The organism is Streptomyces sp. NPDC030995, from assembly GCF_055571215.1.
The window spans coordinates 25800-52156 of the sequence record NZ_JBVIFS010000032.1; the positions used below are offsets into that span (position 1 = coordinate 25800).

General features: G+C 70.5%; 22 protein-coding genes and 1 riboswitch. Of the genes, 17 read left to right on the forward strand and 5 right to left on the reverse strand.

Annotated elements, in window-relative coordinates; genetic code table 11:
* Positions 1 to 155 precede the first annotated feature (155 nt).
* Complete coding sequence (locus ACZ45T_RS32120; RefSeq protein WP_468447545.1) at positions 156 to 1535, reverse strand: aminotransferase class V-fold PLP-dependent enzyme; 1380 nt, start codon at positions 1533 to 1535, stop codon at positions 156 to 158.
* A gap of 283 nt (positions 1536 to 1818) precedes the next feature.
* Here ACZ45T_RS32120 and ctaC point away from each other — a divergent pair, with 283 nt between their 5' ends.
* The 4 genes from ctaC to ACZ45T_RS32140 all read left to right on the forward strand — a co-directional run bounded on the left by ctaC (position 1819) and on the right by ACZ45T_RS32140 (position 6284).
* Complete coding sequence (gene ctaC / locus ACZ45T_RS32125; protein ID WP_468447547.1) at positions 1819 to 2793, forward strand: aa3-type cytochrome oxidase subunit II; 975 nt, start codon at positions 1819 to 1821, stop codon at positions 2791 to 2793.
* Positions 2790 to 4520: an aa3-type cytochrome oxidase subunit I gene (gene ctaD, locus ACZ45T_RS32130; protein ID WP_468447549.1), complete on the forward strand. Its 1731-nt coding sequence runs from the start codon at positions 2790 to 2792 to the stop codon at positions 4518 to 4520. The genes ctaC and ctaD overlap by 4 nt, the downstream gene beginning before the upstream one ends.
* Positions 4517 to 4915 (forward strand): cytochrome c oxidase subunit 4, encoded by a 399-nt coding sequence (locus tag ACZ45T_RS32135; RefSeq protein WP_468447551.1) that lies wholly within the window; start codon positions 4517 to 4519, stop codon positions 4913 to 4915. Before ctaD ends, ACZ45T_RS32135 begins: the two co-directional genes overlap by 4 nt.
* A 124-nt stretch (positions 4916 to 5039) precedes the next feature.
* Positions 5040 to 6284: a L,D-transpeptidase gene (locus ACZ45T_RS32140; protein WP_468447553.1), complete on the forward strand. Its 1245-nt coding sequence runs from the start codon at positions 5040 to 5042 to the stop codon at positions 6282 to 6284.
* Between the two features lie 69 nt (positions 6285 to 6353).
* On the opposite strand, the gene ACZ45T_RS32145 is transcribed toward ACZ45T_RS32140, so the two are convergent.
* Positions 6354 to 6758, reverse strand: a complete 405-nt coding sequence (locus tag ACZ45T_RS32145; RefSeq protein ID WP_468447555.1) for a hypothetical protein — start codon at positions 6756 to 6758, stop codon at positions 6354 to 6356.
* Positions 6759 to 6958: 200 nt separating this feature from the next.
* Here ACZ45T_RS32145 and ctaE point away from each other — a divergent pair, with 200 nt between their 5' ends.
* The 6 genes from ctaE (at position 6959) to ACZ45T_RS32175 (ending at position 14237) form a co-directional block, all read left to right on the forward strand.
* Entirely contained in the window at positions 6959 to 7579 is a 621-nt protein-coding gene (gene ctaE, locus ACZ45T_RS32150; RefSeq protein ID WP_468447557.1) for an aa3-type cytochrome oxidase subunit III, read from the forward strand.
* Positions 7580 to 7655: 76 nt separating this feature from the next.
* On the forward strand, positions 7656 to 8465 hold the full coding sequence (qcrC, locus tag ACZ45T_RS32155; protein WP_468447559.1) for a cytochrome bc1 complex diheme cytochrome c subunit: 810 nt from the start codon (positions 7656 to 7658) through the stop codon (positions 8463 to 8465).
* Positions 8462 to 9520, forward strand: a complete 1059-nt coding sequence (gene qcrA, locus ACZ45T_RS32160) for a cytochrome bc1 complex Rieske iron-sulfur subunit (protein ID WP_468447561.1) — start codon at positions 8462 to 8464, stop codon at positions 9518 to 9520. Before qcrC ends, qcrA begins: the two co-directional genes overlap by 4 nt.
* Positions 9517 to 11148 carry a cytochrome bc1 complex cytochrome b subunit gene (qcrB, locus tag ACZ45T_RS32165; RefSeq protein ID WP_468447563.1) on the forward strand — a complete coding sequence of 544 codons (1632 nt, stop codon included), beginning with the start codon at positions 9517 to 9519 and terminating at the stop codon, positions 11146 to 11148. The genes qcrA and qcrB overlap by 4 nt, the downstream gene beginning before the upstream one ends.
* Before the next feature lie 162 nt (positions 11149 to 11310).
* Complete coding sequence (gene trpD / locus ACZ45T_RS32170; RefSeq protein ID WP_468447565.1) at positions 11311 to 12375, forward strand: anthranilate phosphoribosyltransferase; 1065 nt, start codon at positions 11311 to 11313, stop codon at positions 12373 to 12375.
* 100 nt (positions 12376 to 12475) lie between these two features.
* A riboswitch (SAM riboswitch) is annotated at positions 12476 to 12592 on the forward strand.
* A gap of 220 nt (positions 12593 to 12812) precedes the next feature.
* Positions 12813 to 14237, forward strand: a complete 1425-nt coding sequence (locus ACZ45T_RS32175) for an aminotransferase class V-fold PLP-dependent enzyme (RefSeq protein WP_468447567.1) — start codon at positions 12813 to 12815, stop codon at positions 14235 to 14237.
* 436 nt (positions 14238 to 14673) lie between these two features.
* Here ACZ45T_RS32175 and ACZ45T_RS32180 read toward each other — a convergent pair whose 3' ends face one another.
* Positions 14674 to 14955: an Lrp/AsnC family transcriptional regulator gene (locus ACZ45T_RS32180; protein ID WP_008738815.1), complete on the reverse strand. Its 282-nt coding sequence runs from the start codon at positions 14953 to 14955 to the stop codon at positions 14674 to 14676.
* Positions 14952 to 15674, reverse strand: a complete 723-nt coding sequence (locus ACZ45T_RS32185) for a rhomboid family intramembrane serine protease (RefSeq protein ID WP_468447570.1) — start codon at positions 15672 to 15674, stop codon at positions 14952 to 14954. The genes ACZ45T_RS32180 and ACZ45T_RS32185 overlap by 4 nt, the downstream gene beginning before the upstream one ends.
* Positions 15675 to 15842: 168 nt before the next feature.
* Between ACZ45T_RS32185 and ACZ45T_RS32190 the strand changes: the two genes are divergently transcribed.
* The 7 genes from ACZ45T_RS32190 (at position 15843) to ACZ45T_RS32220 (ending at position 24323) form a co-directional block, all read left to right on the forward strand.
* Positions 15843 to 16082: a hypothetical protein gene (locus ACZ45T_RS32190; protein ID WP_030291802.1), complete on the forward strand. Its 240-nt coding sequence runs from the start codon at positions 15843 to 15845 to the stop codon at positions 16080 to 16082.
* Positions 16083 to 16122: 40 nt separating this feature from the next.
* Positions 16123 to 17487: an NYN domain-containing protein gene (locus ACZ45T_RS32195; RefSeq protein WP_468447640.1), complete on the forward strand. Its 1365-nt coding sequence runs from the start codon at positions 16123 to 16125 to the stop codon at positions 17485 to 17487.
* A 254-nt stretch (positions 17488 to 17741) separates the two neighbouring features.
* Complete coding sequence (locus ACZ45T_RS32200; RefSeq protein WP_468447572.1) at positions 17742 to 18770, forward strand: C40 family peptidase; 1029 nt, start codon at positions 17742 to 17744, stop codon at positions 18768 to 18770.
* A 221-nt stretch (positions 18771 to 18991) separates the two neighbouring features.
* A complete protein-coding gene (locus tag ACZ45T_RS32205; RefSeq protein WP_468447574.1) occupies positions 18992 to 20035 on the forward strand; it encodes a C40 family peptidase in 1044 nt (347 codons plus the stop codon).
* Positions 20036 to 20081: 46 nt separating this feature from the next.
* Positions 20082 to 21218 (forward strand): hypothetical protein, encoded by a 1137-nt coding sequence (locus ACZ45T_RS32210; protein ID WP_468447576.1) that lies wholly within the window; start codon positions 20082 to 20084, stop codon positions 21216 to 21218.
* Between the two features lie 197 nt (positions 21219 to 21415).
* Positions 21416 to 22558, forward strand: coding sequence for a glycosyltransferase family 4 protein (locus tag ACZ45T_RS32215; protein ID WP_468447578.1), 1143 nt, complete (start codon positions 21416 to 21418; stop codon positions 22556 to 22558).
* Between the two features lie 151 nt (positions 22559 to 22709).
* On the forward strand, positions 22710 to 24323 hold the full coding sequence (locus ACZ45T_RS32220; RefSeq protein WP_468447580.1) for a GMC oxidoreductase: 1614 nt from the start codon (positions 22710 to 22712) through the stop codon (positions 24321 to 24323).
* Positions 24324 to 24380: 57 nt separating this feature from the next.
* On the opposite strand, the gene ACZ45T_RS32225 is transcribed toward ACZ45T_RS32220, so the two are convergent.
* Positions 24381 to 26177: an AMP-dependent synthetase/ligase gene (locus ACZ45T_RS32225; RefSeq protein WP_468447582.1), complete on the reverse strand. Its 1797-nt coding sequence runs from the start codon at positions 26175 to 26177 to the stop codon at positions 24381 to 24383.
* Between the last annotated feature and the right edge of the window lie 180 nt (positions 26178 to 26357).

Consider the following 26357-nt stretch of genomic DNA (forward strand, 5'->3'; position numbering starts at 1 on the left):
CCTCCCCCCCCCCCCCCCCCCCCCCCCCCCCCCTCCCCCCCCCCTCCCCCCCCCCCCCCCCCCAACCCCCCGCCGAGGCTGGGTTTGGCCGAGGCTGCGTTCGGCCCAGCAGGCCGGGGTTTCGCTCGGCGGGGCCGGATGCGCGGAGCCGGTGGTCAGAGGAGGCGGCGGACCGTGTAGGCGGAGCCGACCTCGCGGGGGGTTTCGCCCACGTACTCGTGCCCCCGCATGCCGCACCACGCCGGGATGTCCAGCCGCGCCACCTCGTCGTCGGAGACGACCGTGACGGTGCCGCCGACCGGGACCCGCCGGATGGCGGCGGCCAGTTCGATCACCGGCTGAGGGCACCGCAGCCCCAGCGCGTCGAGTTCCAGCGAGTCCGCCACCGGCGCCACGGCCGGGGGTTCCGACACGCCGAGCTGTTCCCGTACGCCCGCCACCGCGCCCGGCAGCACCTCCAGGAACGCGTTGACCTCCTCCGCCGTGGTCCCCGGCGGCAGGGACACCCGTACGTTCCCCTCCGACAGCACGCCCATCGCCCGCAGCACGTGACTGGGGGTCAGCGTGGAGCTCGTGCACGAGGAGCCCGAGGAGACCGAGAAGCCGGCCCGGTCCAGCTCGTGCAGCAGCGTCTCCCCGTCGACGTACAGGCAGGAGAAGGTGACCAGGTGCGGCAGCCGCCGCTCCGGATCGCCGACCACCTCCACGTCCGGGACCAGCCGCACCACCCGCCGCCGGATGCGGTCCACGAGGATCCGCAGGCGGGCGGCCTCCGCCTCGGCCTCGGCCCGTACGACCCGCAGGGACGCCGCCGCCGCGACGATCGCGGGGAGGTTCGCGAAGCCGGGGGAGCGCCCCGACTCCCGTTCGTCCGCGGGGCCTTGGGAGGAGAAGCGGACGCCCTTGCGGACCGCCAGCAGGCCGACTCCGGGCGGGCCGCCCCATTTGTGCGCGCTGGCGGCCAGCACGGACCAGGCGCCGTCCACCGGACCCCAGCCCAGCGACTGCGCCGCGTCCACCAGCAGCGGCACCCCGGCCGCCCCGCAGACCTCTGCCACGTCCGCCACCGGCTGGACCGTGCCCACCTCGTGGTTGGCCGACTGGAGGCAGGCGAGGGCGGTCGACGGACCGAGCGCGTCCGCGTATCCGGCAGGAGTCACCGCGCCCCACCGGTCCACCGGGACCTCGGTCACGGTTCCGCCGTGCGCCTCGTGCGCCTCCGCCGAATGCAGTACAGAACTGTGTTCGACCGCGGACACGACCAGATGGCCTCCGACGCGACGGCGCCCGGCCAGGACCCCGGCGACCCCTACGTGAACCGCGTGCGTCCCCGAAGGAGTGAACACGAGCTCGTCCGGGCGACATCCCACCGCCTCCGCGGCGGCCTCCCGCGCCGCGTCCAGCAGCAGCCGGGCGCGCCTGCCCTCGCGGTACAGCCGGGCCGGATCGGCCCAGCCCTCGTCCAGGGAGGCCTGCAACGCCTGCCGGGCCACGGGGTGCAGGGGGGCGGCGGACGCGCTGTCGAAGTACGGCATCCGGTCACGCTAACTCGGGGCCGGTAGCGTTCGAGGTCAGGGGGCGTCAGAAGTGTTCCGGAGCCCACCATTCAGGGCCATTCGCCCCGTCCCCCGGACGGCGGATCCATCCCTTCGGGGGCAGTAGCGGCGCGTTGGGCACCCTCCCCGCGCGACCCCAAATAGCGTCCAGTAGGGTTTGGTCCGCATAAACATCCAAACCCCTGCCTGCGTCAGGGCCGGCGACCGACCCGAACACGGCCGCGGCCGGCCGCGCGGGCCGAGACTCTCGGGAAGGCGCTACGTGAGTCCCTACGGCTCCGACCGCTCGCCGCGGCGCCCGATGCGGCGGAAGCTGCTGCAGGCGCTGACTGCGGGCGCGGTCCTGGCGACCGCCACTGGTTGCTCGTATAACTGGAAAAGCTTCCCCCGCCTCGGAATGCCCACTCCGGTCACCGAGGAGGCGCCGCGCATCCTCTCCCTGTGGCAGGGCTCCTGGGCGGCCGCGCTCGTCACGGGCATCCTGGTGTGGGGCCTGATCATGTGGAGCGTCATCTTCCACCGGCGCAGCCGGACGAAGGTGGAGGTCCCCCCGCAGACCCGGTACAACATGCCCATCGAGGCGCTGTACACCGTGGTCCCGCTCATCATCGTCTCGGTGCTCTTCTACTTCACCGCGCGTGACGAGTCGAAGCTGCTCGCCCTCTCCGCCAAGCCGACGCACACGATCAACGTGATCGGCTACCAGTGGAGCTGGGGCTTCAACTACATCGAGAACGTCGACGGCGACGCGGTGACCCCGAAGGGCGGCGAGGTTCCCAAGGAACTCTCCGCCATCCCGGACCGCTTCACCAAGGACTTCCCCGCGGGCGCCGAAGGCGTCTACCAGAAGGGCGTCCCCGGCGACCGGAACCCGGACACGAACAACCCCGGGCCGACCCTGGTCCTGCCCAAGGGCGAGAAGGTCCGCTTCATCCTGTCGTCGAACGACGTCATCCACTCCTTCTGGGTGGTCCCCTTCCTGTTCAAGCAGGACGTCATCCCGGGCCACACCAACGTCTTCGAGGTCACCCCGACCGAAGAGGGCACCTTCATGGGCAAGTGCGCCGAGCTCTGCGGTGTCGACCACTCCCGGATGCTCTTCAACGTCAAGGTGGTCTCGCCCGAGGAGTACCGGGCGCACCTGAAGGAGCTGGCGGAGAAGGGGCAGACCGGCTACCTCCCGGCCGGCATCAAGCAGACCGACCCGGCCCGGAATGCGGAGACGAACAAACTGTGAGCATCCTCAACGAATCCCAGGGTGCCGCCGCAGCTGACTCGTACGAGAACGAGCTGCCGGTGCGGCGCAAGCAGCCGGGCAACGTGGTCGTGAAGTGGCTCACCACCACCGACCACAAGACCATCGGCACGATGTACCTGGTCACGTCGTTCGTGTTCTTCATCATCGGCGGCCTCCTGGCGCTCTTCATGCGCGCCGAGCTGGCCCGTCCGGGTTCGCAGATCATGTCGAACGAGCAGTTCAACCAGGCGTTCACGATGCACGGCACGATCATGCTGCTGATGTTCGCGACGCCGCTGTTCGCCGGATTCGCGAACTGGATCATGCCGCTGCAGATCGGCGCGCCCGACGTGGCGTTCCCGCGGCTGAACATGTTCGCGTACTGGCTGTACCTCTTCGGCTCGACCATCGCGGTGGCCGGCTTCGTCACCCCCCAGGGTGCCGCCGACTTCGGCTGGTTCGCCTACTCCCCGCTGTCGGACGCGGTCCGCTCGCCGGGCATCGGTGCCGACATGTGGATCATGGGTCTGGCCTTCTCCGGCTTCGGCACGATCCTCGGCTCGGTCAACTTCATCACCACGATCATCTGCATGCGCGCGCCCGGCATGACGATGTTCCGCATGCCGATCTTCACCTGGAACGTCCTGCTGACCGGTGTTCTGGTCCTGCTGGCCTTCCCGGTGCTGGCCGCCGCGCTCTTCGCGCTGGAGGCCGACCGCAAGTTCGGTTCGCACATCTTCGACGCGGCCAATGGCGGCGCATTGCTGTGGCAGCACCTCTTCTGGTTCTTCGGACACCCAGAGGTGTACATCATCGCGCTGCCATTCTTCGGAATCGTTTCCGAGGTGATTCCGGTCTTCTCGCGCAAGCCGATGTTCGGTTACATCGGTCTGATCGCCGCGACGATCGCGATCGCCGGCCTCTCGGTGACCGTGTGGGCCCACCACATGTACGTCACCGGCGGTGTACTGCTGCCGTTCTTCTCCTTCATGACCTTCCTGATCGCGGTACCGACCGGTGTGAAGTTCTTCAACTGGATCGGCACCATGTGGAAGGGCTCACTGTCCTTCGAGACCCCGATGCTCTGGACGATCGGCTTCCTGGTCACCTTCACCTTCGGTGGTCTGACCGGCGTCATCCTGGCCTCGCCCCCGATGGACTTCCACGTCTCCGACTCGTACTTCGTCGTCGCGCACTTCCACTACGTCGTCTTCGGCACCGTGGTCTTCGCGATGTTCGCCGGCTTCCACTTCTGGTGGCCGAAGTTCACGGGCAAGATGCTGGACGAGCGCCTCGGCAAGATCACCTTCTGGACGCTGTTCATCGGCTTCCACGGCACCTTCCTGGTGCAGCACTGGCTGGGCGCCGAGGGCATGCCGCGCCGTTACGCGGACTACCTCGCCGCCGACGGCTTCACCGCCCTGAACACGGTGTCGACGATCAGCTCGTTCCTGCTCGGCCTGTCGATGCTTCCGTTCATGTACAACGTCTGGAAGACGGCCAAGTACGGCAAGAAGGTCGAGGTCGACGACCCGTGGGGTTACGGCCGTTCGCTCGAGTGGGCGACGTCCTGCCCGCCGCCGCGGCACAACTTCCTCACCCTGCCGCGGATCCGTTCCGAATCCCCGGCGTTCGACCTGCACCACCCGGAGATCGCGGCCCTCGACCACCTCGAGGACCACGCCGGTGCTCAGGCCGTCACCAGCGGCAAGGAGGCCGGCAAGTGAAGATCCAGGGCAAGATGTTCCTCTGGCTCTCCTTCTTCATCCTGATCATGGCCGTCGTGTACGGCGTGTGGTCGAAGGAGCCCGTCGGCACCACCGCGCTCTTCCTGGCCTTCGGCCTGAGCGTCATGATCGGCTACTACCTGGCCTTCACGGCCAAGCGCGTCGACGAGATGGCCCAGGACAACCTGGAGGCCGACGTCGCCGACGAGGCGGGCGAGCTGGGGTTCTTCTCCCCGCACAGCTGGCAGCCGCTCTCGCTGGCGATCGGTGGCGCGCTCGCCTTCATGGGCGTCGTCTTCGGCTGGTGGCTCATGTACTTCTCGGCCCCGATCATCCTGATCGGCCTGTGGGGCTGGGTGTACGAGTACTACCGCGGTGAGAACGCGAACCAGTAGCAGTACCCGCGCGGCAGTGCCGCGCCGCACTTGGGGCCCGGACACCTCTTTCGGAGGAGTCCGGGCCCCTCGTTTGCAGTCACCCCGCGCGCCGTAATTGTCATACCTTCATAGCGTTGGCTCCATGAAGCACTCACCGCGTCTTTGGACGGTACTCAGCTGCTCCCTGCTGGTCGCGTCCCTCGGGGCCGGCGCCACCGCATGCGGGTCCGGCGACAACCCGCTGTCCGCCCGCCCGTACGACGCGGGCGATCAGGTCGCCTTCAACCAGACCGCCGGCCGCCGTCCCGTCGACCCCGACCGGCCCCTGGAGGTCACCGTGAAGAGCGGCGACAGCCGCATCACGGACGTGATGGCCGTCGACACCCACGGCCGCCGCCTGGCGGGCGAACTGAGCGCCAAGGGCGACCGCTGGCACAGCACCGTCCCGATGGCCGCAGGCGTCCGCTACACGGTCACCGTGAGCACCGAGGACGAACGGGGCGCTCCGGGGCAGCGCACGCTGACGTTCGAAACCACCCCGGCCAAGGGTGTCCTGAAGGTCGAATTCGGCCCGGACGAGGGCAAGTACGGCGTCGGACAGCCCCTCACCGCCGAACTCAGCGAGCCCGTCAAGGACAAGGCGGCCCGCGCGATCGTGGAACGGGGCCTGATCGTCGACGCCCCGCCCGGCGTCGAGGGTGCCTGGCACTGGGTCGACGACAAGAAGCTGCACTTCCGGCCCAAGGACTACTGGCCCGCCCACTCCGCCGTCTCCGTACGGAGCAACCTGGAGGGGATCAAGATCACAGACGAGCTCCACGGCGCCGCGTCCAAGCCGCTGAAGCTGGAGATCGGGGACCGGGTCGAGGTCACCACCGACGCCTCGTCCCACTACTTGACGTTCAAGCGCAACGGAGAAGTGATCAACACCATTCCGGTGACCACCGGAAAGCCCGGATTCTCCACCCGCAACGGGGTCAAGGTGGTGCTGGGCAAGCAGTACTTCGTCCAGATGCGCGGCGACACCGTCGGCATCGGCGGCAGCGAGTACTACAACCTGCCCGTCTACTACGCCACTCGCGTCACCTGGAGTGGTGAATACGTCCACGCCGCGCCGTGGTCCGTCGGCTCCCAGGGCTACGAGAACGTCAGCCACGGCTGCACCGGCATGAGCACCGGCAACGCCGCCTGGTTCTACGAGAACATCACCGAGGGCGACATCGTCAAGGTGATCAACAGCATCGGCGACGACATGGACACCTTCGGCAACGGCTTCGGGGACTGGAACATGGACTGGAAGGACTGGCGCCAGGGCAGCGCCCTCCTCAAGGGCACCCAGGAAGGCCGCAGTCCGGTCGACCAGGCCCGTCTGAGGCCCACCGTCTGAAAGCCCGCCGTCCGCGGTGCGAAGCCCCTGAGGGGCCTACGGGAACCCGTAGGCCCCTCAGGCGCTCCGTCAGGCGGCCTCGGAGGACAGCCGGGAGCGCACCAGACCCGCCAGGGCGTCCGCGAACTCCACCGGGTCCACCGGAAGGGTCACGGCGGCGTCGGCGCGGCTCCACGTGGCCAGCCAGGCGTCCTGCGGGCGCCCCATCAGCAGCAGTACCGGCGGACACCGGAAGATCTCGTCCTTGATCTGCCGGCACACACCCATGCCCCCGGCCGGAACGGCCTCGCCGTCCAGCACGCACACGTCGATCCCGCCCGCGTCCAGCTCCGACAGGACCGCCGGCAGCGTCGCGCACTCCACGAACTCCACCGGCGGCAGGTCCGCGGCCGGCCTGCGTCCAGCCGCCAGCCGCACCTGCTCCCGGGTGCCCGCGTCGTCGCTGTAGACCAGAACCCGCGCAGTCGCCCGCATTTCGTTCCTCCACGTGTCCCGTGAATCACGTTGATGTTGCGCGGGATGCTACTCCTCCCGGTGCACTGTCAACATCGGTTCGCAGATGTCGCACGAGACATCTCGCCGGGGCCATCTGATGGGCCGTTCGGGCCTTGCACACGCCCCTGACACTCCGAACGGCACCCCCCGGGGTGAGGGCGGGATAAGCGACCGACATAATGTCGGTCGTGGCGACAGCAACGACAGTAGATACCGGGCACGCGCACCCGACGGTCAACCGGCCGAACCTCGTCAGCGTCGGAACCATCATCTGGTTGAGTTCCGAGCTGATGTTCTTCGCGGCCCTCTTCGCGATGTACTTCACCCTGCGATCCGTGATGGGTGCCGAGCACTGGGCAGAACAGGCTGAGTTCCTGAATCTGCCCTTCTCGGCGACGAACACGACGATCCTGGTGCTTTCCTCGCTCACCTGCCAGCTCGGCGTCTTCGCCGCCGAGCGCGGTGACGTGAAGAAGCTCCGGACGTGGTTCATCATCACGTTCGTCATGGGTGCGATCTTCATTGGCGGCCAGGTGTTCGAGTACACCGAGCTGGTCAAGCACGAAGGCCTGAGCCTCTCGTCAGACCCGTACGGCTCGGTGTTCTACCTGACCACCGGCTTCCACGGTCTGCACGTGACGGGCGGTCTCATCGCCTTCCTGCTGGTCCTCGGCCGGACGTACGCGGCCAAGAGGTTCACCCACGAACAGGCCACGTCGGCCATCGTCGTGTCCTACTACTGGCACTTCGTCGATGTCGTCTGGATCGGCCTCTTCGCGACGATCTACCTGATCAAGTAGCGAACACGTCACCGGGCCCGACCCGGCACTCCATCCAGACACACCGACGCAGAAGATCCTGACACCGGGGTAATCCGTGAAAAAGCTCTCCGCACGACGACGCCATCCGCTGGCGGCGGTCGTCGTTCTACTCCTCGCGCTGGCGGCCACTGGGGGGCTGTACGCCGCCTTCGCGCCCGCGGGCAAGGCGCAGGCCGATGAAACCGCCCAGTCCCTCGCCATCGAGGAGGGCAAGAAGCTCTACGCCGTTGGCTGTGCAACCTGCCACGGAACCGGCGGTCAGGGTTCCTCTGACGGCCCGAGCCTGGTCGGCGTCGGCTCCGCGGCCGTCGACTTCCAGGTGAGCACGGGCCGCATGCCCGCCCAGCAGCCCGGCGCCCAGGTGCCGAAGAAGCCCACCATCTACACCCAGGCGCAGATCGACCAGCTGGCCGCGTACATCGCGTCCCTCGGTGCCGGTCCGATCACGCCGACCGAGAAGCAGTACGACCCGAAGGGCGCCGACATCGCCAAGGGTGGTGAGCTGTTCCGCAACAACTGCGCGCAGTGTCACAACTTCACCGGCGAGGGTGGCGCGCTGACCAACGGCAAGTACGCCCCCAACCTGGAAGGCGTCGACCCGAAGGTCATCTACGAGGCCATGCAGACCGGCCCGCAGAACATGCCCTCCTTCCCCGACAGCACCATGCCGGAGAAGCAGAAGAAGGACATCATCGCGTACCTCCAGAACGTGAACGGCGAGAAGTCGACCAGCCCCGGTGGCCTGAAGCTCGGTGGCCTCGGCCCCGTCTCCGAGGGTCTGTTCGGCTGGATCTTCGCTCTGGGTGCGCTGATCGCTGTCGCCGTCTGGGTCGCGGCCCACACCGCTAAGGCCAAGAAGTCATGAGTAGCCAAGAGATTCCCGAAGAGAAGCACCTGCCGAGCGAGCAGGGCGACGCGCACCACGGTGCCGTAGCGGTCGCGGACGACCCGTTCGCCGACCCGGGCCTGCCGGTCCACCGGCCGCGCATCCAGGACATCGACGAGCGTGCGGCGAGGCGTTCCGAGCGCACCGTCGCGATGCTGTTCACGCTGTCGATGCTGGCCACGGTCGGCTTCATCGCCGCCTACGTGACCCTCCCGGTCGACAAGATCGTCTACATCTTCCCCATCGGGAAGGTCAGCGCGCTCAACTTCGCCCTGGGCATGACGCTGGGCGCGGCCCTCTTCTGCATCGGCGCGGGCGCGGTCCACTGGGCCCGCACCCTGATGTCCGATGTCGAGGTCGCCGCCGAGCGCCACGAGATCGCCGCTCCGCCGGAGGTCAAGGCGCAGGTCCTGCAGGACTTCCGCGACGGTGCGGACGAGTCCGGCATCGGCCGCCGCCCGCTGATCCGCAACACGATGCTGGGCGCGCTGGCCATGCTGCCGCTCTCCGCCCTCGTGATCATGCGCGACCTGGGCCCGCTGCCCGAGGACAAGCTGCGCAAGACCCTGTGGGCCAAGGGCAAGCTGCTCATCAACCAGAACACGATGGAGCCGCTGCGTCCCGAGGACGTCCTGGTCGGTTCGCTGACCTTCGCCATGCCGGAAGGCCTGGAGGAGGAGCAGCACGACTTCCAGGTCCAGATCGCCAAGGCCGCCCTGATGATCGTCCGCATCAAGCCGGAGGACATCAAGGACAAGCAGGAGCTGGAGTGGTCCCACGACGGGATCGTGGCCTACTCCAAGATCTGCACCCACGTCGGCTGCCCGATCAGCCTGTACGAGCAGCAGACGCACCACGTGCTCTGCCCGTGCCACCAGTCCACCTTCGACCTCTCCGACGGCGCCCGTGTCATCTTCGGCCCGGCCGGTCACGCGCTTCCGCAGCTGCGGATCGGCGTGAATGACGAAGGCTTCCTCGAAGCGCTCGGCGACTTCGAAGAGCCCGTCGGTCCTGCATTCTGGGAGCGCGGATGAGCACTGCGACCACTGACACCAAGGCGCGCAAAGCGCCGGCCGGCGAGCGCGTAGCCGACTGGGCGGACGGCCGCCTGGGCATCTACGGCCTGGCCAAGGCCAACATGCGCAAGATCTTCCCGGACCACTGGTCCTTCATGCTCGGTGAGATCTGCCTCTACAGCTTCATCATCATCATCCTCACGGGTGTGTACCTGACGCTGTTCTTCCACCCGAGCATGAACGAGGTCGTGTACCACGGCTCGTACGTGCCGATGCAGGGCGTCATGATGTCCGAGGCCTTCGCCTCGACGCTGGACATCAGCTTCGACGTCCGCGGTGGCCTGCTGATCCGTCAGATCCACCACTGGGCGGCGCTGATCTTCGTCGCGGCCATGGTCGTGCACATGATGCGCGTCTTCTTCACGGGCGCGTTCCGCAAGCCGCGTGAGGTCAACTGGATCTTCGGCTTCCTGCTGCTGGTCCTCGGCATGTTCACCGGCTTCACCGGTTACTCGCTGCCGGACGACCTGCTCTCGGGTACCGGTGTCCGCTTCATGCAGGGCGCCATCCTGTCCGTCCCGGTCGTCGGCACGTACCTGTCGATGTTCCTGTTCGGCGGGGAGTTCCCGGGCGGCGACTTCGTCGCGCGGTTCTACTCGGTGCACATCCTGCTGCTGCCCGGCATCATGATGGGCCTGCTCGTGGCCCACCTGATCCTGGTCTTCTACCACAAGCACACCCAGTTCGCGGGCCCCGGCAAGACGAACAACAACGTCGTCGGCATGCCGCTGCTGCCGGTCTACATGGCCAAGGCCGGAGGCTTCTTCTTCCTGGTCTTCGGTGTCATCGCGGCCGTCGCGGCGATCGCCTCGATCAACCCGATCTGGGCGCTCGGCCCGTACCGCCCGGACCACGTGTCCACCGGTGCGCAGCCCGACTGGTACATGGGTATGCCGGAAGGCCTGATCCGAGCCATGCCCGGCTGGGAGATCAACCTGTGGGGCCACACGCTCGTCCTGGGCGTGTTCATCCCGCTGGTGCTCTTCCCGCTGGTCCTCGGCGCCATCGCCGTCTGGCCGTTCATCGAGTCCTGGGTCACCGGGGACAAGCGCGAGCACCACATCCTGGACCGCCCGCGCAACGTCCCGACCCGTACGGCCTTCGGTGTCGCCTGGATCGCGGAGTACATCGTGCTCCTGATCGGCGGTGGAAACGACATGTTCGCGCAGTACTTCCACCTCTCGATCAACTCGATCACCTGGTTCGTCCGGATCGGCTTCTTCGTCGTACCGGTCCTCGCCTTCATCGCCACCAAGCGGATCTGCCTCGGCCTCCAGCGCCGGGACCGGGACAAGGTGCTGCACGGTCGCGAGACCGGCATCATCAAGCGCCTGCCGCACGGTGAGTTCGTCGAGGTCCACGAGCCGCTCCCGCAGGGCCAGCTGCACACCCTCACCTCGCACGAGCAGTACGCGCCGATCGAGATCGGCCCGACGGTCGACGAGAACGGTGTCGAGCGCAAGGTGAAGGCCATGGAGAAGCTGCGCGCGAAGCTCAGCAAGGGCTTCTACGCGGAGAACAACCAGATTCCGAAGCCCACGGTGGAGGAGTACAAGGAGATCCAGAGCGGCCACGGCCACCACTGATCCCCTGCACGACCGCTTGAGGGACTGATTTCGGACAGTCCTGGTGTCGCCACGGTGAGAGCCCCGTCCAGTGTCTGGACGGGGCTCTTTGCCGTTCCCCGGGGCTGGATAGGCTGAAGCCCTTCCCATTCGACGTGGATCTACTAGCAGCAGGAGCGGACCATGAACGTTGTGACCCCGGCAGGCGGCGACAGCGTGGCGGCCCGTGGCTGGCCGGGCGTTCTCGACGCCCTGCTGACCGGCCAGGACCTGCGCGCCGAGGACACGGCCTGGGCCATGGACCGGATCATGCGCGGGGAGGCCACCGACGCCCAGATCGCCGGCTTCGTGGTCGCGCTGCGGGCGAAGGGGGAGACGGTCGCGGAGATCAACGGCCTCGTCCAGGCCATGTACGCCCACGCCAACCTGATCGAGGTGCCGGGCCGGACGGTGGACATCGTCGGCACGGGCGGCGACGGGGCCAAGACGGTGAACATCTCGACGATGTCGGCGGTCGTGGTGGCCGGTACGGGCGCCAAGGTGGTCAAGCACGGGAACCGGGCCGCGTCCTCCGCGAGCGGCTCCTCGGACGTCCTGGAGAAGCTCGGCGTCAACCTCAACCTCAGCACGGCGCGGGTCGTGGAGGTGGCCGAGGAAGCCGGCATCACCTTCTGCTTCGCGGTGAAGTTCCACCCGGCGCTGCGGCACGTGGCGGGGGCGCGCAAGGAACTGGGCATCCGCACCACCTTCAACATCCTCGGCCCGCTCACCAACCCGGCACGGGTACGGGCCCAGGCGACGGGCGTCGCCGACCCCCGGATGGCCCCCATCGTGGCGGGCGTGCTCGCCGAGCGGGGTTCGTCCGCGCTGGTCTTCCGCGGCGACGACGGCCTGGACGAGCTGACCACGACGTCGACCTCGCGCGTCTGGTGGGTCCGCGACGGCAAGGTCTCGGAGCAGTCCTTCGACCCGCGCGACGTCGGCATCCCCCTGGTCGACGTGTCCGCCCTGGCCGGCGGCGACCCCTCGTACAACGCGGACGTCGCCCGCCGCCTGCTGGCGGGCGAGCCCGGCCCGGTCCGCGAGGCGGTGCTGCTCAACGCGGCCGCGGCCCTGGTGGCCCTGGACCCCGGCACGGGGACGCTGGAGGAGCAGCTCGCGGCGGGCATCACCCGTGCGGCGGAGTCGATCGACTCCGGTTCGGCGCGGGCCGCGCTGGACCGCTGGGTCGCCGCCAGCAACGCGTAGCCTCGCCCCGACCGCCACGGATCGTTTCGAGCCAAGGCCCCGGTCCGCCATTCGGACCGGGGTCTTGCGCCGGGGGGATCTTGTGGCAGGATGCTGACCAGGTCACGAGTGACAGCGTTTAGGCCCCGGCTTGCTGTCCGGCAACCCTCCTTCCGTGGCGGGGTGCCCCGGGTGATGACCAGGCCGTAGGCAGCAAGGCTTACGGCAAGCGCGGATCCCTCGACACCAGGGGTCCTGGTCTTCTCGAGGAGCTTTTTCCGTGAGCAAGCGAATGCGATAGGGCGACTCCGCCCCTTCTTCAACCCTCGGATCAGGGTCGCTTCCGCGCGACCCCCGCAACGCTCCGAGGACTTCCCCGTACCCCGGACGGCCGCAGAGCCGTACCCGCGTACGGGCACGCCGAAGCCATTCAGCCCTGCCTGCCGGGAGATACCGCCATGTCCGCAACCCTGAACGCCACCGCCACCGCCACCGCCACCGCCACCGCCGCCGCTTCCGCTGATGCCATCGCCGGAGCCACCGTCGACCCCGCCTGTGCCGAGCCGCTCGCCGTCCTCGGCCGGGACGTCACCGTCCCGCTCGTCACCGGCGGCGAGGTCACCTACGCGGCCCTCGACTACGCGGCCAGCGCCCCCGCCCTCCAGCGGGTCTGGGACGACGTGGCCGCGTACGCCCCGTACTACGGCAGCGTGCACCGCGGCGCCGGGTACCTCTCGCAGCTCTCCACCGACCTCTTCGAGCAGAGCCGGGTCACGGTCGCGCAGTTCCTCGACTGCCGCCCCGCCGACCAGGTGATCTTCACCCGGTCCACGACCGACTCGCTGAACCTGCTCGCCGCCGTACTCCCCGCCGACTGCCAGGTGTTCGTCTTCGAGACCGAGCACCACGCCTCGCTCCTGCCGTGGGCGGACGCGCGGGTCACCTACCTCAACGCCCCCCGCACCCCGGACGAGGCCGTCGCCACCCTGGAGCGGGCCCTGGCCGACCGGGAGCCCTACGGCCCCGCGCTCGTGTGCGTCACCGGCGCTTCCAACGTCACCGGTGAGCTGTGGCCCGTGAAGGAGCTCGCCGCCGCCGCGCACGCCCACGGCGCGCGCATCGTCCTGGACGCCGCCCAACTGGCCCCGCACCACCCCGTCTCCGTGCGGGAGCTGGACGTGGACTGGGTCGCCTTCTCCGGGCACAAGCTCTACGCGCCCTTCGGCTCGGGCGTACTCGCCGGCCGCGCCGACTGGCTCCAGGAGGCGGAGCCCTACCTGGCGGGCGGCGGCGCCTCCCGCACGGTCGCCCGGCGCGAGGACGGCGGCGTCGACGTCGAGTGGCACACCACGGCCGCCCGCCACGAGGCCGGCTCCCCGAACGTCATCGGCGTCTACTCCATCGCCTCCGCCTGCAAGGCCCTGACCGAGGCGGGCTTCGGGAACCTGGTCGCCCGCGAGCGCCACCTGATCGCCCAGGTCCGCAGCGGCCTGGCCGAGGTACCGGCGGTCCGCGTCCTGTCCCTGTTCGGCGACGACGCCCCGCGCGTCGGGGTCATCTCCTTCGTGGTGGACGGCTGGAACAGCTCCCACTTCGCCGCGGCCCTGTCCGCCGAGTACGGGATCGGCGTGCGCGACGGCCTGTTCTGCGCCCACCCGCTGGTCCGCACCCTGCTGGGCAGCGAGCCGCAGGCCCAGGGCGAGTGCGGAGCCCCGGAGGCCGCACCGGGTGAGCGGTCCCTCAACGCCATCCGCGTCAGCTTCGGCGCCGGCACCCCCGACGAGCACGTGGAGCGCTTCGTCCGCGCGGTGAAGGAACTCGTCGCGGACGGCGCCAAGTGGCAGTACCGCACGGAGGAGGGCCGCTGCGTCCCGGCCGTCTGACCGGTTCGGCCGCACGGGGCTCCGCCCCGGACCCCGCGCCTCAAACGCCGGCGGGGCTGGGTGGTGTGGGGCGGTGCCCCGCCGGAATGTCTCCTCGTCGTCGCGCCTGCGGGCACCGCTGCGACAGGGTGAGGGTGGTTGCGCGCTCCTCCTGCGGGGACACTCCGCCGTGTCCCCACCCCACGGCCGGGCTGCGAGAGGGCGGAGGGGAGCGGGGGCACGCAGGGGCGTCCCCACAGGAGGAGCGCGCAAACACCCTCAGCGGCCGTGACAGGCCCGCAGGCGCGACGACGAGGAGACGTCCCGGAGGGACCCCGCGGACGGCCCGACTGCTCAAGCCACTGCTCGGGGGCACCAACCCAGCCCCGCCGGCGTTTGAGGCGGACCGGAGCCGGAGCCGGGCTACGCGGCGGCCCGATCACCGCACGGCACAGCGCTACGCGTCCAGGCCGATCGCGAAGGCCGCTTCCAGGTCGTGCTGGGAGTACGTACGGAACGCCACGTGCGTGTCCGTCGCCTCGACGCCCGGGATCTTGCTGATGCGGCCCGGGATGATGTCCGCCAGGTTCTCGTGGCGGGCCACGCGGACCAGTGCGATCAGGTCGTACGTACCGGTGACGGAGTAGACCTCGCTGACGCTGTCCAGCGCGGCGATGGACTCGGCGATCTCGGGGATGCGGTCCACGCTGGTCTTGATGAGCACGATCGCGGTGATCACGGTTGGCTGTCTCCCTCGGTGGCCGTCGCTGGTCTCATCACTCTAGTCGTACGCCGATAGCGCGCCCACGCGTAGACGAAGCCGAGCGAGAAGCCCACCAGATGGGCCAGGTAGGCGACCCCGGGCCCGCTGCCCGCCCGGTGGGCCGCCACCCCTTGGAGGGCGAACCAGAACAGCAGCACGAGCCACGCCGGGAACCGCAGCGGCAGGAAGAACAAGAAGGGGAACAGGCTCGTCACCCGCGCCCGCGGGAGCAGGAACAGGAAGGCGCCCAGGACGGCCGAGATGGCCCCGGACGCCCCCACCAGGGTCTGCGAGGACCCCGCGTTGGCCGCCGCGTACGCCGCGAGGGCCACGTACCCCGTGCAGACGTAGAAGACGAGGAACGCCGGGCGGCCCATCCGCTCCTCCGTCATCGCGCCGAAGACGTGCAGGAAGAGCATGTTGCCGAGCAGGTGCAGCCAGCTGCCGTGGACGAACAGTGCGGTCAGCGGGGTCAGCCAGGCGCGCGGGGTGCCCGTGAAGAGCTCGTCCGGGACCACGCCCCAGCGCCGGAAGTACGCCGTCCCGGCGGTCAGCAGCTCCTCGCCCGTCCCGTAGACCGGGTTCAGGCCGGAGGCCGGGCTCAGGACGAACACCACACCGCAGCCGGCGATCAGCGCATGGGTGACCACCGGTCCCCGGGCAGCCTCGCGTACGGCCCGCCACCTTACGATCATGTGACAGAGCATGACGCAACCGGACCCGCTTGGGGCGGTGGCAGGCCGTAGGGTTACGAGCTGCGGTCCGCAGTCGGAAGCAGCCAGACGCAGACGGCCGCAGACGGCCACAGACGGCCTCGCGGACGGCTTTAATTGAATCAGCTACGAAGAAGAGAGAGCGGCCTGATGACGGTTCCCCTTCCGACCGACACCACCCGGTGGCGCTGCACCCTGTGCGGCAACCTCACGCGCTTCGACGTCACCCGTTCGTCGAAGGTAGTGGAGTACGTCCACCTGGACCTCGCCGGGGAGCCCAAGGTCGAGGAGCGCGAGGTGGTCAATGAGACCATCGAGTCGGTCCGCTGCCGCTGGTGCAACGCGGTGGACCAGATCGAGCTCGTGGACAGGCCGGGCACGGACTCCTGACGGAGCCCGGCCCACAGGGAGATCACGGTAGGGGTGACGGATTGTGGAGCCAGCAAGCGGCGCTGAGCCGGCCGATGCGGCCGGCGACGCCGCCGAGGCGCTCGACCGCCCGTTGCCGGAAGGCGTGCGGCGCCGGGTCATCGCGCTCGTCTCGGACGCCTTCGGCGGACTGACGGTCGCGGACCTGCCGGCGCAGCTGCGCCAGTACGCCCGCTTCACCCCGACCCGGCGCGCCAAGTTCGCGGGCAACGCCATGGCCGCGGCGGTCGAGACCGACGGCGTGTTCCGCAGCAGGGTCGCCGAGAAGCTGCGCGAGGCGCAGGCGGACCTGGCCGGGGCGCTGGAGTCCGGCGCCCCGCCCGCCGCAGCGGACCCGCTGGACGTGGCGGCCGCCGCGTTCGTGCTGCGCCCGGCCGGCTGGGTCAAGCTCGTGGCCGCCGCGGGCGAGGAGGCGCAGCGCGCCGACGCCGAGCGGGCCGACGAGGAGACCCGGCGCGAGCTGGAGCGCCTGCGCGAGGAACTGGCCCACGTACGGGAACTGCAGCGCACGGGCGGTGAGCAGGTACGCGCCGAGCTGGAGGACGCCCGCAAGGAAGCGGAATCGCTTCAGCGCAAGCTGCGCAGCGCCCTCAGCGACGTCAAGCGCGGCGAGGCGGCCCTGCGCAAGGTGACCGCCGAGATCGACGGGATCCGCGGCGACGCGGCCACCCGGGTGGCCGCCGCCGAGAGCGAGACGCGGCGGCTCAAGTCCCGCCTCGCGGAGGTGGAGACGGCGCTGGAGACCTCGCGCCGGGCCACCCGCGAGGGGCGCAGCATCGAGGACATGCGGCTGCGGCTGCTGCTGGACACCGTGCTGGACGCGGCCCAGGGGCTGCGCCGCGAGCTGGCCCTGCCGCCCGTCTCCACCCGTCCCGCGGACACCGTGGAGGCCGTGGAGCCGGGCCGGATGACCCCGAAGGACATCGCGGCGCGCGCCCTGTCGGAGACCGATCCGGCGCTGCTGGACCAGTTGTTGGCGCTGCCGCAGGCCCATCTGGTGGTCGACGGCTACAACGTGACCAAGACCGGCTATCCGACGATGCCGCTGGAGAAGCAGCGGCTGCGGCTGCTGGGCGGGCTGTCGATGCTGGCCGCGCAGACGGGCGCGGAGATGACCTGTGTCTTCGACGGCGCGGAACTGGCCGCCCCGGTGCTGCTCGCGCCGCCGCGCGGGGTGCGGGTGCTGTTCTCCAAGGCCGGGGTGACGGCGGATGAGCTGATCCGCCAGCTGGTGCGCGCGGAGCCGCCCGGCCGGCCGGTGGTCGTGGTCTCCACGGACCGGGAGGTCGCCGACGGGGTGGCCAAGGCGGGGGCGCGGCCGGTGACGTCCGCCTTGTTGCTGAAGCGGCTTTCGCGCGTTTCGTAACTGCTGGCCCGAATGCCGGAATTAGTGGTTCCTGTGGAGGACGTACCGTCAAGTGCGCTGCACAGAGCGTGCGCTGTAGGTAAAGAACCTGGTAGGAGGCCAAGTTTTTTCCCGACAGGATTTGAACTGATCACAGGAGGGTCACTAGGGTCTGCTCAAACCTTCGTGCGGTAGATCACTCATTCGGGGTGGCGGCGGAGGGTGCTGCCGAGCTTGCGTTCTTCGGCGGCTCTAGGAAGAAGGAGCTCGCCTTCGTGGCGTCCCACCGTCGACCCAAGCAGCCGACCCGCGCTCGTGTGACCGTGCTGACCGCCACCGCGGCCGCGGCCGTCGCGCTCTCCTCGCAGGGCGCCATCGCCGCTCCGGCGAAGCCCAGCAAGGAAGAGGTCAAGACCCAGGTCGACGCCCTCTACGAAGAGGCGGAGCAGGCCACCGAGAAGTTCAACGGGGCCAAGGAGCGCCAGGAGAAGCTCGAAAAGGAAATCGGGCAGATCCAGGACCAGGTCGCACGCGGCCAGGCGGACCTCAACGAGCTGCGCAACGGCATCGGTTCGATGGCCAGCGCCCAGTACCGCAACGGCGGCATCGACCCCTCCCTCGCGCTGCTGCTCTCCGAGGACCCCGACAGCTACCTCGACAAGGCCTCCTCCCTGGACCACTTGAGCGGCAAGCAGGTCGAGGCGGTCCAGCGGATCCAGGCCAAGCAGCGCGCGCTCGCGCAGCAGCGCCAGGAGGCTTCCGGCAAGCTCGCCGACCTCGACGCCACCCGCAAGGAGCTCGGCGAGAAGAAGAAGGTCTCGCAGGACAAGCTCGCCGAGGCCCAGGCCCTGCTCAACACCCTGACCGCGCAGGAGCGCGCGGCGCTCAAGGACGAGGAGTCGCGCGCCAGCCGCGCCGCCGGCCAGCGGGTCGACCTCGGCAACGTGAGCGCCTCGGGCCGCGCCGGCGCCGCCCTGGCGGCCGCCAAGACCAAGCTGGGCGGCGCGTACGTCTCCGGCGCCACCGGCCCCAGCGCCTTCGACTGCTCGGGGCTGACCCAGTGGGCGTACAAGCAGGCCGGCGTCACCATCACCCGTACCACCTACACCCAGGCGAACGACGGCACGCGCATCAGCCGCAGCCAGCTCCAGCCCGGTGACCTGGTCTTCTTCTACGGCGACCTGCGCCACGTCGGCCTCTACGCCGGCAACAACATGACGCTGCACGCCTCCAACCCGCGCGGCGGCATCAAGTACGAGTCGATGGACAACATGCCCTTCCAGTTCGGCGTCCGCATAGGGTGACGCGCCGTACACCGCCCATCCGGGCGAATTGCGCGACCACGCTCTGACCACACGCCCCGCCGGTGACCTGCGTCTCCGGCGGGGCGTCACTGTCTGTGCCCGCCGGCGGTCGTTGGCCGGTGCCCGATCGCGCCGCTACTGTCTGCCAGCGCGGAACCCGGCACACGGCCGCCCACGGGGGGCGGACCCGGGCCGCGCACAGCGGAAGGGAGCGGTTTCACGTGGCATCCCATCGCCGGCCCGGGCTCGGCAGCCTCGACCGGAACACCAAGGTCACCGTCCTCACCGCCGCCGCGGCCGGCGCCGCGGTCGTCATGACGGGCGCACCCGCGGGCGCGGCCCCGGGCCTGCCGCAGGAGCCCTCGGGCGGTGTTCGCGCCCAGGTCGACCGGCTCTTCGAGGAGGCCGAGCAGGCCACCGAACGCTTCAACGAGGCGGGCGAGAAGGCCGGCAAGCTCCGCGTCGAGGTCAGCCGGGCCCAGGACGCGGTGGCCCGCGGCCAGGAGCGCATCAACACCATGCGGGGCGTCCTCGGCACCTTCGCCGGGGCGCAGTACCGCAGCGGCGGCATCGACCCCGCCGTCGGTCTGATGCTCGCCGAGGACCCGGACGCGTACCTGGAACAGGTCGCGGCCCTGGACCGGCTGACCGGCCGCCAGGCCCGGCAGCTGGACGAACTCCGCGAGGAACAGCGCCGGCTCGGCCAGGAGCGCCAGGAGGCCTCCCGCAAGCTCGCCGAACTCGACGCCCTGCGCTCCGACGTGGCCCGGCACAAGCGCTCCGTCACCGCGAAGCTCGCGGCAGCCCGGCGGCTGCTCAACGCCATGCCCGCCGAGGAACGGGCCGACTTCGAGCGCTCCTCGCGCTCCGGCGGCCGCGCCGACGCGCTGCCCGACCTGTCCTCCCTCGGCCCCTCCTCGGGCCGCGCCGCCACCGCCGTGATGGCGGCCCGGGCAGCGGTCGGCCGCCCCTACGTGTGGGGCTCCACCGGCCCCTCCGGCTTCGACTGCTCCGGGCTGATGGTCTGGTCGTACCGGCAGGCGGGCGTCTCGCTGCCGCGCACCTCGCAGGCCCAGCGCTACGCAGGCCGGCAGGTCCCGCTGTCGCAGGCCCGCCCGGGCGACCTGGTGACGTACCGCTCGGACGCCAGTCACGTCGGCATGTACGTGGGCAACGGCCAGGTGGTGCACGCCCCGTACCCGGGTGCCCGGGTGCGCTACGACCCCGTCGGGATGATGCCCGTGTCGTCGGTGACCCGCCCCTGACCCGGGCCCGGGGGCCGTCCGGCCCGTCCGTGCGTACGATCGGCTGATGCTCCCGGGTCACCGTCTCGTACGCGCACTGCCGCTCCTGCTGTGCGTGCTGCTCACCGGGTGCGCCGCGCCGCCGGCCGACACCGCCGGGCCGGACATCCGCCGGGCCGTGGCCGACTGGTCGCGGACGCCCCCCGAGGCGCTCTCCGGAATCCCCCTCGACGACTGGGCGTACGAGGTCACCTCGGTGCGGCGGGACGGCGTACGGGCCCTGGTACGGGCGGAGCTGCGCTACCGGCTGGCCGGCTACGACACGGCTCCGGGCGGCTCGGGGCGCGAGCTGGAACTCGGGCTCGACCGTGCGCAGGACGGCGGGGCCTGGCGGGTGCGCGCCGACCGGCCCGCGCCGGGCGCGCTGCCGCAGCTGTGGGACCAGGGGCCGGTGTCGGTGGTCCGCGGCGCGCACTCCCTGGTCCTGGGCGGCTCCGGGCAGTCTCCCGAGGCCCTGGCCGCGATCGCCGCCGAGACCGACCGGGCGGTGCCCGCGGCGAGCGCCGCCTGGCCCGGCGCCTGGGCCGGGCGGGTGGTGGTACTGGTCCCCGCGTCCCTGGACCGGATGGCGCAGCTGCTGGGCCGGCCGGCCGACGCGTACCGGGGCATGGGCGCCGTCACCACCGGCCGGGTGGGCGCGGGGCCGGCCCCCGCGGACCGGGTGGTGATCAACCCGGAGGGGTACGCCGAACTGGGCGGGCCCGGCCGGCGGATCATCCTGACCCACGAGGTCACGCACGTGGCCACGCGGGCCGTGACCTCCGCCCTGACCCCGCTGTGGCTCTCCGAGGGCTTCGCGGACTGGGCGGCGTACCGCGGCACCTCCACCACCCCGGCGCAGGGTGCCCCGGCGCTGGCCCGGGCCGTACGGCGGGGCGAGGTGCCGGCCGAGCTGCCCCGGGCGGAGGACTTCGCCTTCGGCGGCGACCCGGACGCGCTGGCCCGGGCGTACGAGGGCGCGTGGCTGGCCTGCCGGCTGATCGCGGACCAGTGGGGCGAGGCGGCGCTCGTGGCGCTGTACGAGAAGGCGGGGAAGGAGCCGCTGCCGACGGCGCTCGAACAGACCCTGGGAGCGGACCCGGCCGGGCTGACGAAGGACTGGCAGGAGGCGCTGCGGCAGGAGCTCCGCCAGGAGGTCCGCTAGGGGGTGTCTTGTCGGTCAGGCCGGGTCAGGGAGCGGCGTCTGACGCGTGCGGTCGCAAGGCGGAGGAGGGAGTCGACGCGGAGCGTCGGCGAGTGACGACAACGCGGCGAGCGTGCGTGGCAGACGCCGCGAGCCCGGCCTGATCGGCAAGACACCCCCAAGGGAGTGTGCGGGCGGTGTCGGGTACGTTGGCAGCGATGCACAAGACGCTGATCGTGACCAACGACTTCCCGCCGCGACCGGGCGGCATCCAGGCCTTCCTGCACAACATGGCGCTGCGGCTGGATCCCGACCGGGTCGTCGTCTACGCCTCCACGTGGAAGCACGGCGCGGAGGGCCACGAGGCCACCGCGGCCTTCGACGCGGAGCAGCCCTTCCAGGTGGTCCGCGACCGTACGACGATGCTGCTGCCGACCCCGCGGGTGACGCGGCGGGCGGTGGGCCTGCTGCGCGAACACGGCTGCGAGTCGGTGTGGTTCGGGGCGGCGGCCCCCCTCGGGCTGATGGGCCCGGCACTGCGGCGGGCGGGTGCGCGGCGGCTCGTCGCGACCACCCACGGGCACGAGGCGGGCTGGGCCCAGCTGCCGGCCGCGCGGCAGCTGCTGCGGAGGATCGGCGAGGGCACGGACACGCTGACCTACCTGGGGGAGTACACGCGCTCGCGGATCGCCTCGGCGGTGACGGACCGGGCGGCGGCCCGGATGGTGCAACTCCCGCCGGGGGTGGACGAGAAGACCTTCCACCCGGGGTCGGGCGGGGCCGAGATCCGGGCCCGGCTCGGTCTGACCGACCGCCCGGTGGTGGTCTGCGTCTCGCGCCTGGTCCCCCGCAAGGGGCAGGACACGCTGATCGAGGCGATGCCGCGGATCCTGGCGGCGGTGCCGGACGCGGTGCTCCTGATCGTGGGCGGCGGGCCGTACGAGGCGGACCTGCGGGCGCTGGCCGTCTCGACCGGCGTCGCGGACTCGGTGGTCTTCACGGGAGCGGTCCCGTGGTCCGAACTGCCCGCCCACTACGGCGCGGGGGACGTCTTCGCGATGCCGTGCCGGACCCGGCGGGGCGGGCTGGACGTGGAAGGCCTGGGCATCGTCTACCTCGAAGCCTCCGCGACGGGCCTGCCGGTGGTCGCGGGCGACTCGGGCGGAGCGCCGGACGCGGTCCTGGACGGCGAGACGGGCTGGGTCGTCCGGGGCGGCGCCCCGGACGACGCGGCGGAGCGGATCGTCACGCTGTTGCTGGACCCGGACCTGCGCGCCCGCATGGGCGCCGCCGGGCGGGCGTGGGTCGAGGAGAAGTGGCGCTGGGACCTGCTGGCCGACCGCCTGCGCGCGCTGCTGTAGTCCTGCGGCCTCGCCGCCGCCGCTGGGGGCCCTGCCCCCAGACCCCCGCTCCTCAAACGCCGGAGGGGCTGAAAGCCACGGCTGACTGTCTCTCAGATGCCTGTCAAGACGGCGTCTGGCCGGACGGCTGGATTCCGCCCATGATGCGGCCATGACACCCAACCTGACGCGCCGTCACCTTCTGGGGCTCGGCGCGCTCTCCACCGCCTCCGCCCTCGGCTTCACACGGATCGGCCTGGCCTCCGCCTCCGCCGTCGAGCCGGGCGCAGCCCACTACGCGCCCGCCATCGTCGTCGGATCCGGCTACGGATCAGCCGTCGCCGCCCTGCGGCTCGGGCAGGCGGGCGTGCGTACCGTCGTGCTCGAAATGGGCCGCCTCTGGGACACCCCCGGGCCCGACGGCAAGGTCTTCCCCTCCACCTCCGCGCCCGACCACCGCTCCATGTGGTTCCGCACCCGCACCGAGGCCCCGCTCGCCCAGTTCCTCTGGCTCGACGTGGTCAACCGCAACATCAGCCCGTACCCCGGGGTCCTGGACCGCGTGAACCACGGAGACATGTCCGTCTACGTGGGCCGCGGCGTCGGCGGCGGATCCCTGGTCAACGGCGGGATGGCGCCCACGCCCCGGCGCTCGTACTTCTCCGAAGTGCTGCCCCAGGTCGATGCCGACGAGATGTACGGGACCTACTTCCCCCGGGCCCGCGCCATGCTCGGGGTCAACGACATCGACCCCGCCTGGTTCGAGTCCACGGAGTGGTACCGCTTCGCCCGGATCTCCCGCAAGCACGCCCAGAACACCGGCCTGAAGACCGTCTTCGTCCCCAACGTCTACGACTTCGCGTACATGAAGCGCGAGGCGGCCGGAACCGCCACCAGGTCCGCGCTGGCCGGCGAGGTCATCTACGGCAACAACCACGGGAAGAAGAGCCTCGACAAGACCTACCTCGCCGCCGCCCTCGGCACCGGCAACGTCACCATCGAGACCCTGCAGCGCGTGGTCGGCGTACGGCCCGATCCGGCCGGCGGCTACGTACTGACGGTGCAGACGAGCGACCTGACCGGCCGGGTCACCCAGGTCCGCGAACTCGGCTGCAAGCAGCTCTTCCTGGGGGCGGGCAGCCTCGGCACCACCGAGATCCTGCTGCGCGCCCGCGAGACCGGGGCGCTGCCCGCGCTCAGCGACCGCGTCGGGCTCGGCTGGGGCCACAACGGCAACATCATGACCGCCCGCGCCAACCACCTCTGGGACACGGTCGGCGCGAACCAGGCCACCATGCCCGCCCTGGGCATCGACGACTGGGACAACGCCTCGAACCCGGTCTTCGCCGAGATCGCCCCGCTCCCGATGGGACTGGAGCACTGGATCTCGATGTACCTGGCCATCACGAAGAATCCGGAGCGCGGGCACTTCACGTACGACGCCGCCACCGACTCGGCCCGGCTCAACTGGCGGCGGGACCAGAACGCGCCCTCGGTCAACGCGGCGAAGCGCCTCTTCGACCGCATCAACCACAGGAACTTCACGATGTACCGATACGACCTCTTCGGCGACAACCGGGCCTTCGCCGACAACTTCACCTACCACCCGCTCGGCGGCTGCGTCCTGGGAGCGGCCACCGACGCGTACGGGCAGGTCAAGGGGTACCAGGGGCTGTACGTGGTCGACAGCTCCCTGATCCCCGGGTCGCTGGGCGTGAACCCGTTCGTGACCATCACCGCTCTCGCCGAGCGGAACATGGCCCGGATCCTCGCCGACCCCCGCTGACAGCGGCCTCCGGCCTCCGGCCGCGGGCCGCGGGCCGCGGGCCGCGATAGGGGGCGACTAGCCCCGGTAGAGCGCCTCGATCTCGTCCGCGAAGTCCTTCGCCACCACATTCCGCTTCAGCTTCAGCGAAGGCGTGATGTGACCCGACTCCTCCGTGAACTGGGAGGGCAGAATGCGGAATTTCCGCACCGATTCCGCCTTGGAAACCGCCGCGTTGCCGTCGTCGACGGCCTTCTGGACGGCGGCGATCAGCTCCGCGTCCTCGCGCAGCTCCGCCGCCGTCACACCGGCCGGCTTGCCGTTCTCCGCGGCCCAGCGGCCGAGGAACTCCTCGTCGATGGTGACCAGCGCGGCCACGAACGGCCTCGCGTCGCCCACCACCATGCACTCCGCGACCAGCGCGTGCGCGCGGATCCGGTCCTCGATCACGGCCGGCGCGACGTTCTTGCCGCCCGCGGTGACGATGAGTTCCTTCTTGCGGCCGGTGATCGCGAGGTAGCCGTCCTCGTCGAGGGTGCCGACGTCACCGGTGTGGAACCAGCCGTCGGTCAGCGCCTCGGCGGTCGCCGCCTCGTTCTTCCAGTACTCCTTGAAGACGTGCTCGCCGTGCAGCAAGACCTCGCCGTCGTCCGCGATGCGCACCACGGAACCCGGGAGCGGCTGGCCGACCGTACCGATCTTCGTCTTGTCCCACGGGTTGAAGGCCGTCGCCGCGCAGGACTCCGTCAGGCCGTAGCCCTCCAGCACGGTGAAGCCGATGCCGCGGAAGAAGTGGCCGAGCCGCTCGCCCAGCGGGGCGCCGCCGGAGATCGCGTACTCGCCGCGCCCGCCGAGGACCGTGTGCAGCTTGCTGTAGACCAGCTTCGAGAACAGCTTGTGCTTGAGCTTCAGGCCCAAGGACGGGCCGCCCGGGGCGTCCAGCGCGCGGCTGTAGGCGATCGCCGTCTCGGCCGCCGCGTCGAAGATCTTGCCCTTGCCGTCGGCCTGGGCCTTGGCGCGCGCCGAGTTGTAGACCTTCTCGAAGACGCGCGGCACGCCGAGGATCAGCGTGGGCCGGAAGGACTGGAGCTCGTCGGTCAGGTTCTTGATGTCCGGTACGCAGCCCAGCCGGATCGGCGCCAGTACGGCCGCCACCTCCACCAGGCGCCCGAAGACGTGCGCGGCCGGAAGGAAGAGCAGCACGGAGCACTCGCCGGTGCGGAAGAGCGGGCTGAGCCGCTCCACCACGTTGCCGCACTCGGCGAAGAAGTTGCGGTGGGTCAGCACGCAGCCCTTGGGGCGGCCGGTGGTGCCCGAGGTGTAGACGATGGTGGCCGGGTCGTCGGCGTTGGCGAGGCTGCTGCGCTCGTCGACCTCGGCGTCGGTGATCTCCGCGCCGGCGGTCTTCAGCGCGTCCAGCGCGCCCTGCTCGATCTCCCAGACCTGGCGCAGCTCCGGCAGCCGGTCCCGCAGCGAGGCCACGGCCGCGCTGTGCCCGGGGCTCTCCACGACCACGGCGGTGGCGCCGGAGTCGCCGAGGATCCACTGGACCTGCTCGGGGGAGCTGGTCTCGTAGACGGGGACGGTGACGCCGCCCGCGGTCCAGATCGCGAAGTCGATCAGCACCCACTCGTAGCGGGTGCGGGAAATCAGGGCGACCCGGTCGCCGGGGCGGACGCCCGCGGCGATCAGGCCCTTGGCCGTGGCCCGGACCTCGGCCAGGAACTCGGTCGCGGTCACGTCCTGCCACCGGCCGTCGACCTTGCGGCTCATGACGGCGGTGTCGGGATGCTGAGCGGCGTTGCGGCGGATGAGATCCGTGAGGTTCCCGTCCGACGGGACCTCGTACAGGGCCGGAAGGCTGAACTCGCGCAAGACTGCTGCTCCTCTGGGCGCCATCGCCACCATGTGGACCGACCGGACGTTACCCACCAGTAGTGGGTTCCGGATAGAGGGAACCGGCCAGATGTTCCATGCGTCACATGACACGGCCCTAACGCGCCGACCCTAGTCGACCCCGCGCACGACTCGGAAGTAACCGCAGGTCCAGCTACC

Bases quoted from the DNA above. Each gene is read 5' to 3' on its own strand.
- ACZ45T_RS32120 (WP_468447545.1), bottom strand. From the start codon at position 1,535: ATGCCGTACTTCGACAGCGCGTCCGCCGCCCCCCTGCACCCCGTGGCC.
- ACZ45T_RS32140 (WP_468447553.1), top strand. From the start codon at position 5,040: ATGAAGCACTCACCGCGTCTTTGGACGGTACTCAGCTGCTCCCTGCTG.
- ACZ45T_RS32145 (WP_468447555.1), bottom strand. From the start codon at position 6,758: ATGCGGGCGACTGCGCGGGTTCTGGTCTACAGCGACGACGCGGGCACC.
- ctaE (WP_468447557.1), top strand. From the start codon at position 6,959: ATGTCGGTCGTGGCGACAGCAACGACAGTAGATACCGGGCACGCGCAC.
- qcrA (WP_468447561.1), top strand. From the start codon at position 8,462: ATGAGTAGCCAAGAGATTCCCGAAGAGAAGCACCTGCCGAGCGAGCAG.
- qcrB (WP_468447563.1), top strand. From the start codon at position 9,517: ATGAGCACTGCGACCACTGACACCAAGGCGCGCAAAGCGCCGGCCGGC.
- trpD (WP_468447565.1), top strand. From the start codon at position 11,311: ATGAACGTTGTGACCCCGGCAGGCGGCGACAGCGTGGCGGCCCGTGGC.
- ACZ45T_RS32175 (WP_468447567.1), top strand. From the start codon at position 12,813: ATGTCCGCAACCCTGAACGCCACCGCCACCGCCACCGCCACCGCCACC.
- ACZ45T_RS32185 (WP_468447570.1), bottom strand. From the start codon at position 15,674: ATGATCGTAAGGTGGCGGGCCGTACGCGAGGCTGCCCGGGGACCGGTG.
- ACZ45T_RS32190 (WP_030291802.1), top strand. From the start codon at position 15,843: ATGACGGTTCCCCTTCCGACCGACACCACCCGGTGGCGCTGCACCCTG.
- ACZ45T_RS32210 (WP_468447576.1), top strand. From the start codon at position 20,082: ATGCTCCCGGGTCACCGTCTCGTACGCGCACTGCCGCTCCTGCTGTGC.
- ACZ45T_RS32215 (WP_468447578.1), top strand. From the start codon at position 21,416: ATGCACAAGACGCTGATCGTGACCAACGACTTCCCGCCGCGACCGGGC.
- ACZ45T_RS32220 (WP_468447580.1), top strand. From the start codon at position 22,710: ATGACACCCAACCTGACGCGCCGTCACCTTCTGGGGCTCGGCGCGCTC.